This is a genomic window from Pseudomonas nitroreducens NBRC 12694 (assembly GCF_002091755.1).
In the GTDB taxonomy this organism is placed as follows: Bacteria; Pseudomonadota; Gammaproteobacteria; order Pseudomonadales; family Pseudomonadaceae; genus Pseudomonas; species Pseudomonas nitroreducens.
In genome coordinates this window covers 42,436-58,239 of sequence record NZ_BDAI01000001.1, presented here as the reverse complement: position 1 = coordinate 58,239, position 15,804 = coordinate 42,436, and the positions used below count along the sequence as shown (strand labels likewise).

Genomic DNA, 15,804 nt, shown 5'->3' with positions numbered 1-15,804 from the left:
TCCCGACCAAGAGCAGTGGAGGTGGGTCATGTGGTGGAACAAGGCGAAGCGTGCAGTACCGGTCAAGGCACCGGTGATGCCGGCCCTGGCGATGGCGCTGGAACCGCGCATGCTGTTCGACGGTGCCGTGGCCGCCACCATGGCCGAGGCCGCTGATGCCAAACCGACCGCCGACACCGCCGCGAAGGTCGCCCAGGCCCACCCGTCGCAGGACAACAGTGTCCACGAGGCGAGCAAGGACAACCTCTCTGCCGTACCCGCCGGCACCTCCGACCACCGCCAGGAAGTGGTGTTCGTCGACGCCAGTGTGAAGGGCTACCAGCAGTTGGTGGCCGGCCTCAAGCCGGGTACCGAAGTGGTGGTGCTCGACGCGAACAAGGACGGCCTGCAGCAGATTGCCGATTACCTACAGGGGCGTTCCGGCATCGATTCGATCCATATTCTCAGCCACGGCGACGTGGGCAAGGTCCAACTGGGCAATACCTGGCTGGACGGTTCGAGCATCGCCCTGCGCAGTGACCTGCTCACCAGCATCGGCCAGGCGCTGGACAAGAATGGCGACATCCTCCTGTACGGCTGCCAGGTGGGCGCCGACGGTGCGGGCCGTTCCTTCGTCGATCAACTGGCCGATGCCACCGGCGCCGACGTCGCCGCCTCAAACGACATGACCGGCGCCACCGCGCTGGGCGGCAACTGGGTGCTGGAAGTCAGCCACGGCGCCGTCGAGGCGGCGGCGCTCGACGTGGGCGACTTCCGCGGCCTGCTGGTGAGCTTCAATGACGACTTCAGCACCAATACAGGGGTGAGCAGCAGCTTTACCCGAGTACTGGGCGGTGTCAGCTACACCTATACCTTCACCAGCGCCGGGGACGGTGGCGACACGGCCTGGGAGAGCGCCAATGGCGAGGCCAACGGCGCATCGATCAACCTGCAGTCCACCACGTTCGACGTTACCAAGACCGAGGTGTTCACCATCGCTCGCACCGATGGCGCCGATTTCACCTTCACCAGCATCTACCTGAACAACACCGCCGGCGACACCATCACCGTCGCGGGCTACCGCGATGGCGTACTGGTCGGGACGGCCCAGACCGTCTTCATGGGGCAGCAGAGGACCCTGAGCTTTGGTGGTATCCGCGTCGACGAAGTGCGCATCAGTGGCAACGATTTCTTCAACACCAACATCGACAGTTTTGCCGGCGACCCTGTTCCGCCGAGCACTGCCCCGACGGTGACCGCCACCGCCAGCAACCCCAGCTTCACCGAGAACGGCACCGCCGTGGACCTGTTCAGTGGCGTGGTCGCCGCGAGCAACGATGCCGGCGAGACCTTCACCGGAATGACGCTGCGGGTGACCAACGTCAGCAATGGTGCCAGCGAGTTCCTGAACATCGGTGGCGTCGACATTGCGTTGAGCAACGGCAGCAGCGGCTCGCTCGCCGGCCTAGGCACCTACAGCGTGAGCCTGTCCGGGGGGACTGCAGTGGTCACCCTGAGCGGCCTGTCTCGCGACAACATGCAGATGGCGCAGCTGATCGCCGGCATTACCTACCGCAACAGCAGCGATAACCCGGGCAGCGCCACCCGTGCCGTCACCGTCGTGACGGTGACGGACAGCGGCCCGAACAACAACAGCGCTTCGCCGAATCTCACCTCGAGTGTTACCGTCAGCCCGGTGAACGATGCCCCGACGCTGAATCCCGCCAACAACTCGGTGGGTTACACCGAGGGTGGCAGCGCTGCTGTGCTGGTGGGCAGCTTGGTGCTGGCCGATGCCGACAGCACGACCTTCCAGGGAGCCACGGTCATCATCAGCGATTTCCGCTCGGGTGACGTGCTGTCGGTGAGCGTTTCCGGCGGCTTCTCGGCGACCTACAACGGCACGACCGGCGTGATGCAGATCAGCGGCAGCGGCTCGCTGGCCTCGTTGCAGGCCGTGCTGCGTTCGGTGAGCTATTCGTCTTCTTCGGACGACCCCACCTTCGGCGGTACCGACATTACTCGCCAGGTCAACTTCACCGTGACCGACGCCGAGGGCGGCACTTCCAACCTGGCCACTGCGCAGGTAACGGTGACCGCCGTGAACGACGCTCCGACATTGTCCGGTGGACCCTACGCGTGGGCCGGCACCAGAGAAGACGCCACGTCGAGCGCGGTCAGCGTGTCCTCGCTGTTGTCCGGCGTCAGCTACGCCGATGGCGATGGCCCGAACAGCGGCATTGCCATCATCGCCAGCACCGGCAGTGGCGACTGGCAATACTCCACCGATGAGGTGACCTGGACCCAGGTGGGCAGCGTCAGCGGCACCAGCGCCCTGATGCTGTCGGCCACCACCCAGTTGCGCTACGTGCCCAACGGGCAGAATGGCGAGACGGCGGCGCTGTCGTTCCGTGCCTGGGACGGGAGTGTCGGCATCGCTTCCACTAACGGTGTGCGCAGCACGAGCGACACCAGCACCAATGGTGGGACTACCGCGTTCTCCAGCGGCACGGCTCAGGCGATGCTTATCGTCAGCAGCGAAAACGATGCGCCCGTGTTGACGCCGACGGCGCCCACGCTCACTGGGCTGACCGATTCCGACATCAACAACGTCGGCCAGGCTGTCTCCAGCTTCCTCGGCAGTGTCAGCGACGTCGACAGCGGGGCACTGAAGGGCATTGCCATCACCGGTCTGAACGCCGGTAATGGCACCTGGCAATACAGCGTGAATGGCGGTGCCAGCTGGCAGAACGTCGGAGTGGTCTCTCTCAGTTCGGCGCTGCTGCTGCGCAGCAGCGACCGCGTGCGCTTCGTGCCTGACGGCATCAATGGCACCAGCGCAAGCATCACCTACAGAGCCTGGGACCAGACTGACATCACAGCCGGCCTGCAAGGCACCAAGGCCAATGCAACCGGCGCAGGTGGCGGCTCGCCGTACTCCATTGGCAGCGACACGGCATCCATCACCGTTACAGCGATCAACGATGCGCCGCTGGTGACCAGCAGCGGCGGCAGTGCGGCCTTCGTCGAGGGCGCGGACGTGGCCTCAACGCCCGTGCTAGTCGATAGCGGCCTCACGGTATCGGACAGCGATTCTCCGCTGCTCTACAGCGCCACCGTGAGTATCACCGGCAACTTCCAGGGCATGGAGGATACGCTCGGCTTCACCAGTAACCCGGCCACCATGGGTGACATCGTCGGCAGCTACGACAGCAGCACCGGCAAGCTGATGCTCAGCTCTGCCGCCGGCGCCAGCGTTGCACAGTGGCAGGCGGCGTTGCGCTCGGTGACCTACAGCAACAGCTCGGACACCCCGAACACCTCAACCCGGAGCATCAGCTTCAGCGTGAGCGACGGCACGCTCGACAGTGCCGCGGCCACGCGCACGGTGACCGTGACGGCTGCCAACGACTCTCCGCAGCTCAGCCTGCCCGCGGTGATCAACCTCATTGAAGATAGCTCCGGCAGTATTACCGGCATCAGCGTTTCCGATGTCGATGCGGGCACCGGCAACGTCCAGGTCACCTTCACTCTGCCTGCCGGCTACGGCACCCTGAACGCGGCGGTCAGCGGCACCGTCGCCGTCGGCACGGCGATGTACAGCGTGATCCTTACCGGCCGGGTCGCAGACATCAACGCCTACCTTGCCGGCAACAACCTGACCTACATGCCGACGCCGAACTACTTCGGCGACGTCAGCCTCGACGTCCGCGTGAGTGACCTGGGCAACAGCGGTGGCCCGGCGCAGACCAGCAGCGGCAGCCTGACGCTGCACGTCGAAGGGGTGAACGACGCCCCGAACCTTCCCGTGGTGCCGTCGTCCCCGGTGAACGCCAGCGAGGACGTGCCCCTGGTGCTGACCGGTATCAGCTTCAGCGATGTCGACGCCGGCTCCGGACAGGTCGAGGCAAGTTTCAGCGTACTGCCCGGCAGCGGCACCTTCAGCGCGTTGGCGGCAGGCGGCGTGATGCTGACGGGCTCGGGCAGCAACCACCTGGTGCTCAGCGGCACACTGAGCGATATCAATGCTTTCATCGCCAGCGGCGCAGTGAGCTACCTTTCGGCGGCCAATGCATCGGGCACTGTTACCGTGACGGTCAGGCTCGATGACCTTGGTAATACCGGTATGGGCGGCAACATGTATGCGTCGAGCGCCTTCAACCTGGCCATCAGCCCGGTGAACGACGCCCCGGTGAACAGCGTACCGGGAACCCAGTCGGTGCTTGGTGGCCAGACGCTGTTCTTCGGCGTCGGCACCGGCAACCCGATTTCCATTTCGGACGTGGATGTGGGTAGCGGAACCATGCGGGTGACGCTCACCGCCGTCAACGGGACGATCACCCTGGGCAGCGTCACCGGTCTGACGTTCAGCGTCGGCAGTGGTTCCGCTGACAGCACCGTCACCTTCGATGGAAGCCTCGCCGATATCAACCATGCTCTGGCCGGCATGAGCTTCAGCCCCACGGCCGGCTACAACGGCCCGGCCTCTCTGCAGATCGTCAGCAACGACCTGGGGCAGTCCGGAAGCGGCGGCAGCCAGACCGACAGTGACTTCATCCTGATCACGGTGGAGCAGCCCAACCCGCGTATCGTCAGTGTCAGCGCCGGCAATCCGGATGGCAGCTACAAGGTGGGCGACCTGATTGTGGTACAGGTCCAGTTCGACCGGTCGGTGCTCGTCAACACCAGTGGCGGCGTCCCCAGCCTGTTGCTGGAAACCGGTCCGGTCGATCGCGAGGCGGTCTATATCAGCGGCTCGGGCAGCAACATCCTGACGTTCCAGTACATCGTGCAGGCCGGAGACCGCAGCGCCGACCTCGACGCCCAAAGCACCACGGCATTGCGACTCAATGGCGCGGTACTGGCCAACGCCAACAACGACCTGGCGATCCTGACGTTGCCCACCATCGGCGGCGCGGACTCCCTCGGTGGTCGCAGCGATATCGTGATCGATGGCGTGGCGCCCACGGTCACCAGCGTCGGCGTGCCGGCCAACGGTACCTACGTGGCGGGGCAGAACCTCGACTTCACGGTGAACTTCAACGAGAACGTCATCGTCGACAGCAGTGGCGGTACGCCGCGCATCGCCGTGACCCTGGACAGCGGCGGCACCGTCTTTGCGCAATACGTCAGTGGCAGCGGCGGCAGTGCCCTGGTGTTCCGCCTGGTGGTGGCCAGCGGTCAGCTGGACGCCAACGGCATCACCCTCGGCTCGTCCATCCAGGCCAACGGCGGTACGTTGCGCGACGCTGCCGGCAACAACATCGTCAATGGCCTCAACAGCGTGGCAAGCACCAGTGGCGTGCTGGTCGATGCCGTGGTGCCCACGGTCAGCAGCGTCAGTGTGCCGGTCGGCGTTCCCTACAATGCCGGCGATACCCTGACCTTCGTGGTCAACACCAGCGAGGCGGTCGTGGTCAACGGTGTCCCGCGGCTGGCCCTGGATATCGGCGGCCACACGGTATTCGCCGATCTGGTCGCCGGCTCCGGTACTTCGACGCTGGTGTTCCAGTACACCGTCCAGGCGGGTGACAACGACGCCGACGGCATCAGCGTGGGCGCTCTGTCGGCCAACGGCGCCACTTTGCGCGATGTCGCCGGCAACGACATGAACCTGACGCTCAACAATGTAGGCGGCACCAGTGGCGTTATCGTCGATACCGTCGCACCGACTCCCAGCGCCATCGTCACCCTCGACCCGTCGCCGACCAATGCCGGCAGCGTGCGTTACACCGTGACCTTCAGCGAGAACGTCAGTGGCGTCGACCTGGGTGATTTCACCCTGGTCGGCAGCGGTACTGCCGCCGGCAGCCTGAGCGGCCTGCAGCAGATCGACGCGCGCACTTACCAGATTACCGTCAGTGGCATCTCGGGGACGGGCACGTTGGGCCTGAACCTCAACGGCAGCGCAACCGGCATTGTCGACGCGGCAGGCAACCCGCTGAGCGGCGGGCTGACCGGCGCGGTGTACAGCGTCGACCGCGATGCGCCGACCATCACCGCGGTCAGCGTGCCGCCGGGCGCGCTGAACACCGCGGGCAGCACCCTCGATTTCGTGGTGCAGACCAGCGAAGCCGTGGTGGTCGACGGCTCGCCGAAATTGGCGATCGATATGGGCGGGCGCACTGTCTATGCCGACTACGTCAGCGGCTCCGGCAGCACCAGCCTGGTGTTCCGCTACACCGTCCAGGCTGGCGACAACGACGCCGATGGCATCCAGGTCAGCGGGCTTTCCGCGAATGGCGGCTCCCTGCGCGATGCCACCGGCAATGCGCTGAATCCTTCCCTGAACGGCGTCGGCGACAGCCACGGCGTGCTGGTGGATACCCGCGCGCCCACGGCGACCGGCATAGTGCGCCTGGACCCGTCACCCACCGGCGCGAGCACGGTGAATTTCCTGGTGACCTTCGACGAGGACGTCAGCGGTGTCGACGCCGGCGATTTCTCCCTGGTGACCAGCAATTCCGCCAGCGGCAGTATCGTCTCGATCGTGCAACTGGACGCACGCATCTACCGCGTGACCGTCGGCAGCGTGAGCGGGCAGGGCAGCCTGGGCCTGACGGTCAACGCCGGCGGCATCAATGATGCCGCCGGCAACGCCCTGGGCAGTTCCCTGCGCGGCGACAGTTACGTGATCGGCTCGCTGTCCGATGGCGATCCGGAGTTCCGCATCACCACGCCGCCCGTGCCGGCTACGTCGTCGCCGACGCCGTTGCAGCCCAACGTGCCAGTGCTGGTCACGCCACAGGGCACTTCGCCGGTGCTGCCGCCCTCGCTATTCCAGAGCGAAGGTGCCGGTGGCCTGCCGCCGCTGGGCAATATCTTCGTGCAGAACGGTGCGCCGTCGCAGAGCTTCATCGCCCAGGCCTTTGGCAGTTCGTCGTTCGGCGATGGCAGTGGCAAGGGCTTCCTGGGCTTCGGCGGCGGCGATGCCGGGGTATTCGGCAGCAGCACGCTGGCGGGCATCTTCGATCGCAACGGCAGCGACGAGAACTCGCCGCTCAAGGCCTTCGACCGCCGTAACGGCGATATCGACCAGGGCATCCGCGGCGTCTTCGGCGCGCCGAGTCTGGCGCAGCAGCTGGAGCAGATCCACGAATCCGAACAACAACCAGTGCGTGAGCTGGCCTGGGCGCTGGGGCAGGTTGCCCAGGGCCGCGACGCATCCTGATCAGCTCATCTAAAAGCAGAACAAGCACAGGAACGAAGCCGTAACGAGGGGGACGGCCAGGGATGAAAAAACACACGACCTTGCTAGGGATCAGCTTGTTGGCGCTTGCCGTGTCCGGCTGCGCCGTTACTACGCAACCCATCGACCGCAGCGTCAGCGAGCAACGTGCCCGCGACGACCTGCAGGCGATGTTCAAGGATCAGGAGCCGCTCAGCGGCCCGCTGACCCTGCACGAGGCCATGGCCCGCGCGGTGAAGTACAACCTCGAGTCGCGCCTGAAGGTGATGGAAGAGGCGCTGTCGCGCCGACAGCTCGACCTCGCTACCTTCGACATGCTGCCGCGCATGGCGCTCGAAGCGGGTTACGCCGGACGCAACAACCAGAGCGCCTCCAGCAGCCAGAGCGTGCTGACCAACACCCAGTCGCTGGAACCTTCCACCTCGCAGGACCGTGACCGCGATGTCGCCGACCTCACCATGGTGTGGAACGTGCTGGACTTCGGCGTCAGCTACGTCAGCGCCAAGCAGCAGGCCGACCAGCGCCTGATCGTCCAGGAGCGCCGGCGCAAGGTGGTGCAGACCATCATCCAGGACGTGCGCTCGGCCTATTGGCGCGCCGTCGCCGCGCAACGCCTGCTGGATCGCATCGATGCGCTGATGGCGCGGGTCGACAGTGCGCGCAAGGACAGCCAGCAGATGAGCCAGCAGCGCATTGGCGATCCGGTCCAGGCACTGGGCTACCAGCGCGCTCTGATCGAGGCCAGCCGCCAGCTGGAAGAACAGCGCCGTGCGCTGTCGCTGGCGAAAACCGAACTCGCCACCCTGATCAACCTGCCGCTGGGCACCGAGCTGACCCTCGCCGCGCCGGAAGGTTACGACGTGCCGGAACTGAAGGTAGGCATCGAGCAACTGGAGCAGCAGGCCCTGGCCAGCCGCCCGGAACTGCGCGAGCAGGACTACCAGGCGCGCATCAGCGCCGCGGAAACCCGCAAGGCCATGCTGCGCCTGCTGCCGGGCCTGGAGTTCTCCGCCGGTGGGCACTACGACTCCAACAGCTTCCTGGTCAACAACCGCTGGGCCGACTACGGCGTGAAGGTCACCTGGAACCTCTTCAACGTCCTGTCCGCTCCGGCGGCCATCGACGTTGCGAAGACGGGCGAGGACGTCAACGTGGCGCGCCGGCAAGCCATGTCGATGGCCATTCTGGCGCAGCTCTACGTGGCCAACGCCAACTACAACGAGGCGCGCCGCCAGTTCGTCACCACGCAGGAGCTGGCCAGCCTGGATAACCAGATCGTCGGCCAGTTGCGCAACCGCCACCAGGCACAGGGCATCGGTGAACTGGACCTGATCCAGGGCGAGCTCAACGCCCTGCAGGCGGACCTGCGTCGCGACCTGGCCTATGCCGAGCTGCGCAACAGCTACGGCCAGGTGTTCGCCTCGGCCGGCGTCGACCCGCTGCCCAGCAATGCTCCGGACACGAAGCTGAGCACGCTGGCCAATGGTCTGGCCGAGAAGGAACACCAGCTCGATAGTGGCAACGTGCAGTAAGACGCGGGTAAGGCACCGGTGCGCCAGGTGAATGGCGCACCGCTGCACGAAGCCATGGTGTCCGCGCGCAGGGCGGCAGCGGATACGCTCAACCCGCTGCCTTGCAATCCTCGGCCTGCTGTTTCGGCGCAGGTTGAGGCGCAGCCGCTTTGGCTCCGGACAACCGCGATACCCCGAACAACACCAGTGCCAGGCCGGCCAGTTGGTAGATCGAGATCGCCTCGCCCAGCAGCGCCCAGGAGGCGAACACGGTGAGGACCGGCCCCAGGTTGCCGAACGCCGCCGCGTGGGTGGCACCCATGCGCTGGATGGCCAGCGCCATCCAGTAGATCGGCAGCACGGTGGAGATCAGTGCCATCAGGGCGCCATAGAGCCACACCGAGCCTGGCAGGGTTGCCAACTGCTGCGCGTCGCCGGTCACCGCGTAGTGCCCCAGCACCATCACCGACGAGGCGATGCCGGCCAGCGCGGCCAGGCGCATCGAGCCGACACGCTGGATCACCGCGGCGGTGCCGATGTAGTACACCGCGTAGGTCACGGCGCTGGCGAAGACCCAGATGGCGCCCAGCAGGATCTGCCCGCCGCTGCCCTCCACCTTGATGTCGTGCACCAGCGCTATGCCCAGGCCGAGGTAGCACAGGGCCATGGCTGCGAGGGTGCGTGAGCTCGGGCGTTCGCGGGTCATTGCCATCTGCAGCAGCAGGACCAGCGTCGGGTAGGTGAACAGGATCAGCCGCTCCAGGCCTGCGCTGATGTATTCCAGGCCGTAGAAGTCGAACAGGCTCGACAGGTAATAGCCGACCAGCCCGAGCAGCAGGATGCGTACACCGTCGGGCAGCGAGAGCCGCGCCTGTTGCGGCCCCCGGCTGAACCACAGCAGCCAGAGGAACAGCGGCAGCGCCAGGCCCATGCGGATGGCCAGCACCGTGATCGCATCCACGGGCGCGGCCGCATAGGAGAGCTTGACGAAAACCGCCTTGAGGCTGAAGCCGGTGGCGGACAGCACGGCGAAGAACACGCCATTGTGCAGGCTGCGCTGGTACAGGGAAGTCAGATTGTTCATGTCGGCGGGAACGCAGGGCGGGGGAAAGGCATTATTCTATGGAGAAGGCTGGGCCGCTAGAATGCTGGATTGGCGAAGATTGCTTTCATCCATGGAGAACGCAAAGTGCATTTCGATCTTGCCGATCTGCGCCTGATCGCCGCCATCGCCAGCACCGGCAGCCTGAGCAAGGCAGCGGCCTCGGTGCCCGTGGCGGTCTCGGCGGCGAGCAACCGCCTGCGCCAGTTCGAAGAGCGCTGCGGGCTTGCCCTGTTCGCCCGGCACAGCGACGGCATGACGTTGACGCCGACCGGTCGCCTGGTGCTGGAGGCCAGCCAGCGCGTGCTGAAGGAGGCGCGGCAGCTCAAGGACACTCTGCAGGAGCTGGGCGGTGAACGGCGCATCACCTTGCGCCTGGCGGCGTCCACCGTCGCCAACAGCACCTTCCTGCCCACTGCGCTGGGGCCCTTCCTGGCGGATTATCCGGAGGTGGACCTGCAACTGATCGAGCAGAACAGCAAGGACGTGTTGCTCGCGGTGCGGGACGGCTCGATCGATATCGGCGTGTATGACGGCAACCTGCCCACCGCGGGCCTGCTGTCGCTGCCGTTCCGCAATGACAAGCTGGTGCTGCTGGTGCCGCGGGACCACCCGCTGGCCAGCCAGCACCTGCCCAGCCTGCGCGACGCGTTGAGCTTTCCCTTCGTCTGCCTGCCGGCCGAGCGCGCCATGCAACGCTTCGTCGAGGCGATGGCGGTACGCAATGCGCTGCCGCTCAAGGTACGCGTGCGCGCGCCGAGCTTCGATGCCATCGCCCAACTGGTCGCCCAGCGAGTGGGCGTGGCCATGTTGCCGGAGGCTGCCGCGACGCGGCTGGCGCAGGAATTGCCGACGACGCTGGTGGCCCTCGCGGATCCCTGGGCCACCCGTGAGTTGCGCCTTTGCGTTGCCGACTGGGATGCCCTGTCCTCCCACGCCCGGCAATTGGTGACCTACCTGATGAACGAAGGGGCAACGCCGCCCTAGGTCGGGGCTGCTGCTCTGGAGGAAATGGCGGTACCGGAGGGGCTGGTGGTGCCGACCCCTTGCGACCTTGCATGGACACATTGCCGGGGCGCCAATGGCCGTGGCCAGGCCCCTGGCGTATAGTCGCGCCCCCCAGCGAAACCGCCAGGGCCGGCCAGGCCGGCTTCCGGCGACGCAACCATCGAGGCGCGAGGAGCACGCCAGCAATGAAAACAGAACAGGGCATCCTGCGGCTTTCCATCATCGTGACCGTGCTGTTGGCCGGTTTCGGTATTGTCGTCGGCCTGCTTTCGGGATCCTTTTCCATCGTCTTCGATGGTGTCTACTCGCTGGCCGATGCCAGCATGAGCGGCCTGGCGCTGATGGTGGCGACGCTGATCCGCCGCCACACCACCGAGGGCGACGCCAGCCGGCGCCTGGCCGAACGCTTCAACATGGGCTTCTGGCACCTGGAGCCGATGGTGCTGGCACTCAACGGCACGCTGCTCTGCGGCGTGACGCTGTATGCGCTGATCAACGCCATCGGCAGGCTGCTCAGCGGCGGCCATGCGCTGGAGTTCGGCTTCGCCATTCTTTATGCGGCGGTCGCCACCCTGGTCTGCTTCGCCCTGGCGGCGGTGCAGTTCCGCGCCAACCGGCGCATCGGCTCGGACTTCGTCGCCCTCGATGCCAAGTCCTGGGTGATGTCCGGCAGCATTTCCCTGGCCTTGCTGATCGCCTTTCTGGTCGGCGACCTGGCGACCGTGAGCGGCTACGCGCAGATCGGCCCGTATGTCGACCCGGCGGTGCTGGCGCTGATCTGCCTGGTGATCCTGCCGATTCCGTTCCTGACCATTCGCCAGGCGCTCAAGGACATCCTGCTGGTCACCCCGCCGGAGCTGAAGCAGCACGTCGACGAGGTGGCCGCGCAGATCGTCGCGCAGCACGGCTTCCTGGCGTACCAGGCCTATGTCGCCAAGGTCGGGCGGGCACAGCAGATCGAGCTGTACTTCATCGTCCCGCCGGGCTGGCCGGCGCAGACCCTCGACGAGTGGGACCGACTGCGTGACGAGATCGGCGCGGCCATCGGCGGCGAGGGCCCGAACCGTTGGCTGACCATTGCCTTCACCACCGACCCGCTCTGGACCCGCTGAGCCTGACCGGGCTGCGCGAGCGCGCCAGCCCGCTGGTTTGCCGGCCTCAGGCCGTGGTATTCACCGACGTGCCGCTGGTGCCGCTGCCGGACTCGGTCAGCGCTTGCGAATAGGCGGCGGTAGCCGCTGCCACGGCCGCCGAGGCGGACGACACGCGAGCCTGTGCAGCCTGGGTGGCGATCTGCTGGGCCTGCTGTTCTTCCTCGGTCCGGCCGCCGCCCTGGCTGGCCTTGGCAAGCTCCTGCTCGGCTTCTTCCAGTTCCTTCTGCGCCTGCTCCATCGCCTGCTTGAGCTTTTCCAGGGTGGTGTCGGAGCTGCTGTCCGAGCCGCTGCTTGCCGCGGCGCCACCGGCACCTGCCGCTCCGCCCGCGCCTTGTGCAGAAGCACTTGCCGAAGTCTGGCCGGTGCTGGTGGTGTCAGTGGTGGTGCTGTCTTCACCGCTCGCCGCAACGGTCGAGGCGGAGGAAGTCGAGGCAGTGGAATAGCGAACGTTGGTGGCGCTGACGGCGCTGATGGTGGTCATGGCGAGACTTCCGCTGAGGATGGTTATCCGACAGTGGCGGCCGCCGCACAGCGAAATTTAGCGTGGCTTGTTATCGACTTGGTATCAGGCCTGGTACGACCTTGCGGCGGCGTCAGTGCTGTTCCACCAGCCGAGGCGTCTGCGAGCCTTCCAGGGACAGGTGGATCACGCCGGCGCGGCTGGGGAAGTTCGGCGAATCGTCGTCGGTGTTTTCCATCACCGGGATATCGATCAGCGTGCGCTGGCCTGTGGGATCGCTGACCAGCCTGGCATTGAGTGCCTCGATCGAGCGCCAGCCACCGCCGCCGATCTGCATGGCATCCAGCAGGCTGTAGTGCTCCTGGCCTTCCTCGTTCGGGGTGGAGGCAAAGACCGCGAGGTACTGGTTGTAGTTGTTACCCATGTCGAAGCCTTCGACGGTGAAGACCGCCAGGGTCAGCTCGCTGCCGTTGCCGGCCTTCAGGGTCTGCACCCGGGTGGCCTCGGGGTAGCCAGTGGCGAAGCTGTCCTTGTACAGCTCGACCAGGCGGCCGACCTGTTCTTCCAGGGGCTTGGGAACAGGCGCCTGCTCGGCGGCGTGGGAGACGGCGCAGGCCAGCAACAGGCTGGCGGGCAACAGGTGCAATTTCATCGCAGAAACATCCGTGTGACGGTTGGAGCGCGGGGGCCGGCCGGCATCGAGGATGCCGACCTTCGCAGGAGCACAGGCTGAGGGTGAAAGCCGTTCAGTTCTTGGGCACCCAGTCCCCGATCTGCGAGCAGGAGTAGGTGTTGGAATAGTCGTAGTAGCGCTGCATCGGCGCGCTGCTTTCATAGCTGCCGCACTGGTAGACCGACGTGCCTTTCTGCAGGATCAGGAAGTGGATCTGGGTGACTCGCCCCGGCGCCACGTAGGCCGCCTTCACTTCATAGCCGCTGCGCAGCAACTCCGTCACCTTGACCTCTTCGGCAGAAGCCTGCGAGCTGATGGTCAAGAGACCGAGCAACGGAAATGCCGCTTTCGCCAGGTAGTTCATGCTTGGCATGGTTTCGTCTCCTCCTTGATGAGGAAGCCTGGGCTCAGGCTTCCGGCCTCAGCGCGATGCCGCCGCAATTGCCGCGGGTCAGCAGGTAGTCCACCTGCCGGGCGCGATTGATGGCGACACGGATTTCACAACTGGCGGAGTGGACCACGTCGCCCCAGTACTCGGTATGCACCAGTTGGCCGTTCTGCGGGCCGGTGTAGGTGCCGAGCGCTTCACGCGAGACGTAGGAAGTATCGCGGCGGTAGATCAGCACGACCCAGTCGTTCTCCGGCGCAAGGCCAATATCGCTGGGTGCACCGAAGTGGTCGATGGCATCGCCGGCCGGGCGGCCCTTCCAGTAGCTGCGGGCCTGCGCTTCGGGCAGGGTGGGAATGGCGGAGCAGCCGCCGAGCAGGATGGCGATCATCCCGAGTGCCAGTAGACCTTTCATTGCACACCCTCCTTGGCCGGTGCGTTCTTGACCGGCATCTGCTCGAAGCCCTTGTCGACCATCTGCAGGATCAGGTTCTTGGCGTGCTCACGGTTCTGCAGTTGGAACAGGCCTGGGGCGGCCGAGACCAGCTGCGTCATGGGCATCTTGCCCAGCGGGTACATCTTCTGCTCGACGTGGGCATCCGGCTTGCAGAGGAAGTCGCGGCTCTGGGCGATCCACGCCTCAGGCTTCTTCTGCCATTCCTTAGAGACCTTCTTCGGGCGGATGTCGTTGTAGAATTTGTCGTAGTTCTGCGCGCCGTTGAGGCGCACGCGATTCTTCGCGCAGTCGACCTCGACGTCATAAGCGGTAAAGGTCGGCTTGGCGCCTTCCTCGTAGAACTGATAGACGCCCAGCGAGCGCACGCCGTTCTTGCGGTCGTAGATGTTGGCGGGGTCGCCATCAATGACGAAGATTTCGTTCTTGTAGAGGCTGCCCTGCTGGTGAATCAGCCAGAAATCGCCAGAGGGACCTTCCGCTTGCGCGGCGAGCGGGCTGCAAAGCAGCAGGGCAGGCAGCCAGGGCCTGAGGGGCTTGAACATGAGCGGACATTCCTTTGCCGTTGTGTTCGCCGGGGCACAGCGCACCCCGGCGAAAGAAGGGTAGGAATCTAGTGGCGCAGTAGGGGAGGGTCAACCTTCCTATCGGATTTCTGTGACGAGCGGCAGCGAACTTTCTTTGTTGGCCATGCGCTGATGGGGAAGGCTTGGGGCCGCTGAAACGTCCGGCATCAGGCGCTTGATGCCGGGCCCTTCATGGCGTGGATCTCAAGGCGAAATGAATTGGCGAATGGCCTGGATCGTCGGGGCTGGCGCCTCTTCCATCAGCCAGTGCCCGGCGCCCGGCACCACCACTTCGGTGACGTTGTCGGCGGCATTGCGCATGACGATGGCCTCGTTGGCACCGAAGGATTTTTCACCGCCGACGGCGAGCACCGGCATCGTCAGCCGCGTCTTGTTCGACGCCTCGTTGTCCACCGCGTCCTGGCGAATGCTGCGGAACTGGGCAAAGGCGGCATGCATCGCGCCGGGACGGGCGTAGAGCTTGGCATAGTGCTGGCGGGTCGCTTCGTCCACCTTGTGCGGATCGCCGGCGAACTCGTTCCAGAAACGGTCCAGGTAAATGCGCTCGCGCCCTGCCACCAGCCGTTCCATATCGGGGCCGCCGAAGTCGAAGTGCCAGAGCATCGGCGAGCGGACGATCTCATTCCACGGCGCGATGCCGGGGACGGGAGCGTCCATCACCACCAGGCGCTCGGTTCGCTGCGGATAACGCGCCGCATAGGCATAGGCCACCATGGTGCCGATGTCATGGCCGATGACCACCGAGTGCTCGATGCCCAGTGACGCCAGCACCGCCCGCACATCTGCGGCCTGGGTCTTCTTCTCGTAGCCGCTGGCCGGAATCGACGACAAGCCCATGCCACGAAGGTCCGGCACGACGACGGTGTGGTCCTTGGCCAGGTCCGTGGCCAGCGGCGCCCACATGTCGCCGGTATCGCCGAACCCGTGCAGCAGCACCACTGCCGGCCCGGTTCCGCCGACGCGCACGTGGATGGTCGCGCCCTCTACGGCGACCTCCTGGGTGCGAAAGGAGGAGGGGAAGGCGGCTATCCCCGCCTGGGCCGGAATGCTCAAGGTCACCAGCAGGGACGCGGTCAGCAGGGGACGGATCATCGTGATCTCTCCAGGAGTGTCGACTGGAGGAGCGTAGTTCGGTTTGCGATGGACATACGGACCGGCACAGCGCTCCGTTGTCACTCAAGGTGCAGCCCCTCAACGGGGAGATCGTTGTGCGCTGACACATTCGCCGTTTTCACGGCTGTTACGACCGTGGCCATGGAACACCGGAGCCGGGCAGAAGAAGCGTCCGGGCCGAGCTGA

General features: G+C 65.6%; 11 protein-coding genes. 4 read left to right on the top strand and 7 right to left on the bottom strand.

The annotated features are described in order from the left end of the window. Positions 1-28: 28 nt before the first annotated feature. Both PNI01S_RS00260 and PNI01S_RS00255 read left to right on the top strand, forming a co-directional pair. Complete coding sequence (locus PNI01S_RS00260) at positions 29-7,150, top strand: DUF4347 domain-containing protein (RefSeq protein ID WP_084357164.1); 7,122 nt, start codon at positions 29-31, stop codon at positions 7,148-7,150. A gap of 62 nt (positions 7,151-7,212) precedes the next feature. Then, the gene (locus PNI01S_RS00255) at positions 7,213-8,700 is read left to right on the top strand and encodes a TolC family protein (RefSeq protein WP_084357163.1); all 1,488 of its coding nucleotides are present in this window, start codon (positions 7,213-7,215) and stop codon (positions 8,698-8,700) included. An 88-nt stretch (positions 8,701-8,788) separates the two neighbouring features. Here the strand turns inward: PNI01S_RS00255 and PNI01S_RS00250 are convergent, their stop codons facing one another. Next, positions 8,789-9,763 carry a DMT family transporter gene (locus tag PNI01S_RS00250; protein ID WP_024763788.1) on the bottom strand — a complete coding sequence of 325 codons (975 nt, stop codon included), beginning with the start codon at positions 9,761-9,763 and terminating at the stop codon, positions 8,789-8,791. A gap of 105 nt (positions 9,764-9,868) precedes the next feature. Between PNI01S_RS00250 and PNI01S_RS00245 the strand changes: the two genes are divergently transcribed. Together PNI01S_RS00245 and PNI01S_RS00240 are read left to right on the top strand one after the other, a co-directional pair. Then, the gene (locus PNI01S_RS00245; protein WP_084357579.1) at positions 9,869-10,768 is read left to right on the top strand and encodes a LysR family transcriptional regulator; all 900 of its coding nucleotides are present in this window, start codon (positions 9,869-9,871) and stop codon (positions 10,766-10,768) included. 206 nt (positions 10,769-10,974) lie between these two features. After that, on the top strand, positions 10,975-11,901 hold the full coding sequence (locus tag PNI01S_RS00240; protein ID WP_037008972.1) for a cation diffusion facilitator family transporter: 927 nt from the start codon (positions 10,975-10,977) through the stop codon (positions 11,899-11,901). Positions 11,902-11,947: 46 nt separating this feature from the next. On the opposite strand, the gene PNI01S_RS00235 is transcribed toward PNI01S_RS00240, so the two are convergent. From PNI01S_RS00235 to PNI01S_RS00210, 6 genes are all read right to left on the bottom strand, one after another. Continuing rightward, positions 11,948-12,424, bottom strand: coding sequence for a hypothetical protein (locus PNI01S_RS00235; RefSeq protein WP_084357162.1), 477 nt, complete (start codon positions 12,422-12,424; stop codon positions 11,948-11,950). 112 nt (positions 12,425-12,536) lie between these two features. Continuing rightward, on the bottom strand, positions 12,537-13,055 hold the full coding sequence (locus tag PNI01S_RS00230; protein WP_024763792.1) for a hypothetical protein: 519 nt from the start codon (positions 13,053-13,055) through the stop codon (positions 12,537-12,539). Positions 13,056-13,149: 94 nt separating this feature from the next. Next, positions 13,150-13,449, bottom strand: a complete 300-nt coding sequence (locus PNI01S_RS00225) for a hypothetical protein (protein ID WP_024763793.1) — start codon at positions 13,447-13,449, stop codon at positions 13,150-13,152. 34 nt (positions 13,450-13,483) lie between these two features. Continuing rightward, the gene (locus PNI01S_RS00220) at positions 13,484-13,879 is read right to left on the bottom strand and encodes a hypothetical protein (RefSeq protein WP_024763794.1); all 396 of its coding nucleotides are present in this window, start codon (positions 13,877-13,879) and stop codon (positions 13,484-13,486) included. After that, positions 13,876-14,463, bottom strand: coding sequence for a hypothetical protein (locus tag PNI01S_RS00215; RefSeq protein ID WP_037008977.1), 588 nt, complete (start codon positions 14,461-14,463; stop codon positions 13,876-13,878). Before PNI01S_RS00215 ends, PNI01S_RS00220 begins: the two co-directional genes overlap by 4 nt. Positions 14,464-14,688: 225 nt before the next feature. Beyond that, a complete protein-coding gene (locus PNI01S_RS00210) occupies positions 14,689-15,597 on the bottom strand; it encodes an alpha/beta fold hydrolase (RefSeq protein ID WP_084357161.1) in 909 nt (302 codons plus the stop codon). Between the last annotated feature and the right edge of the window lie 207 nt (positions 15,598-15,804).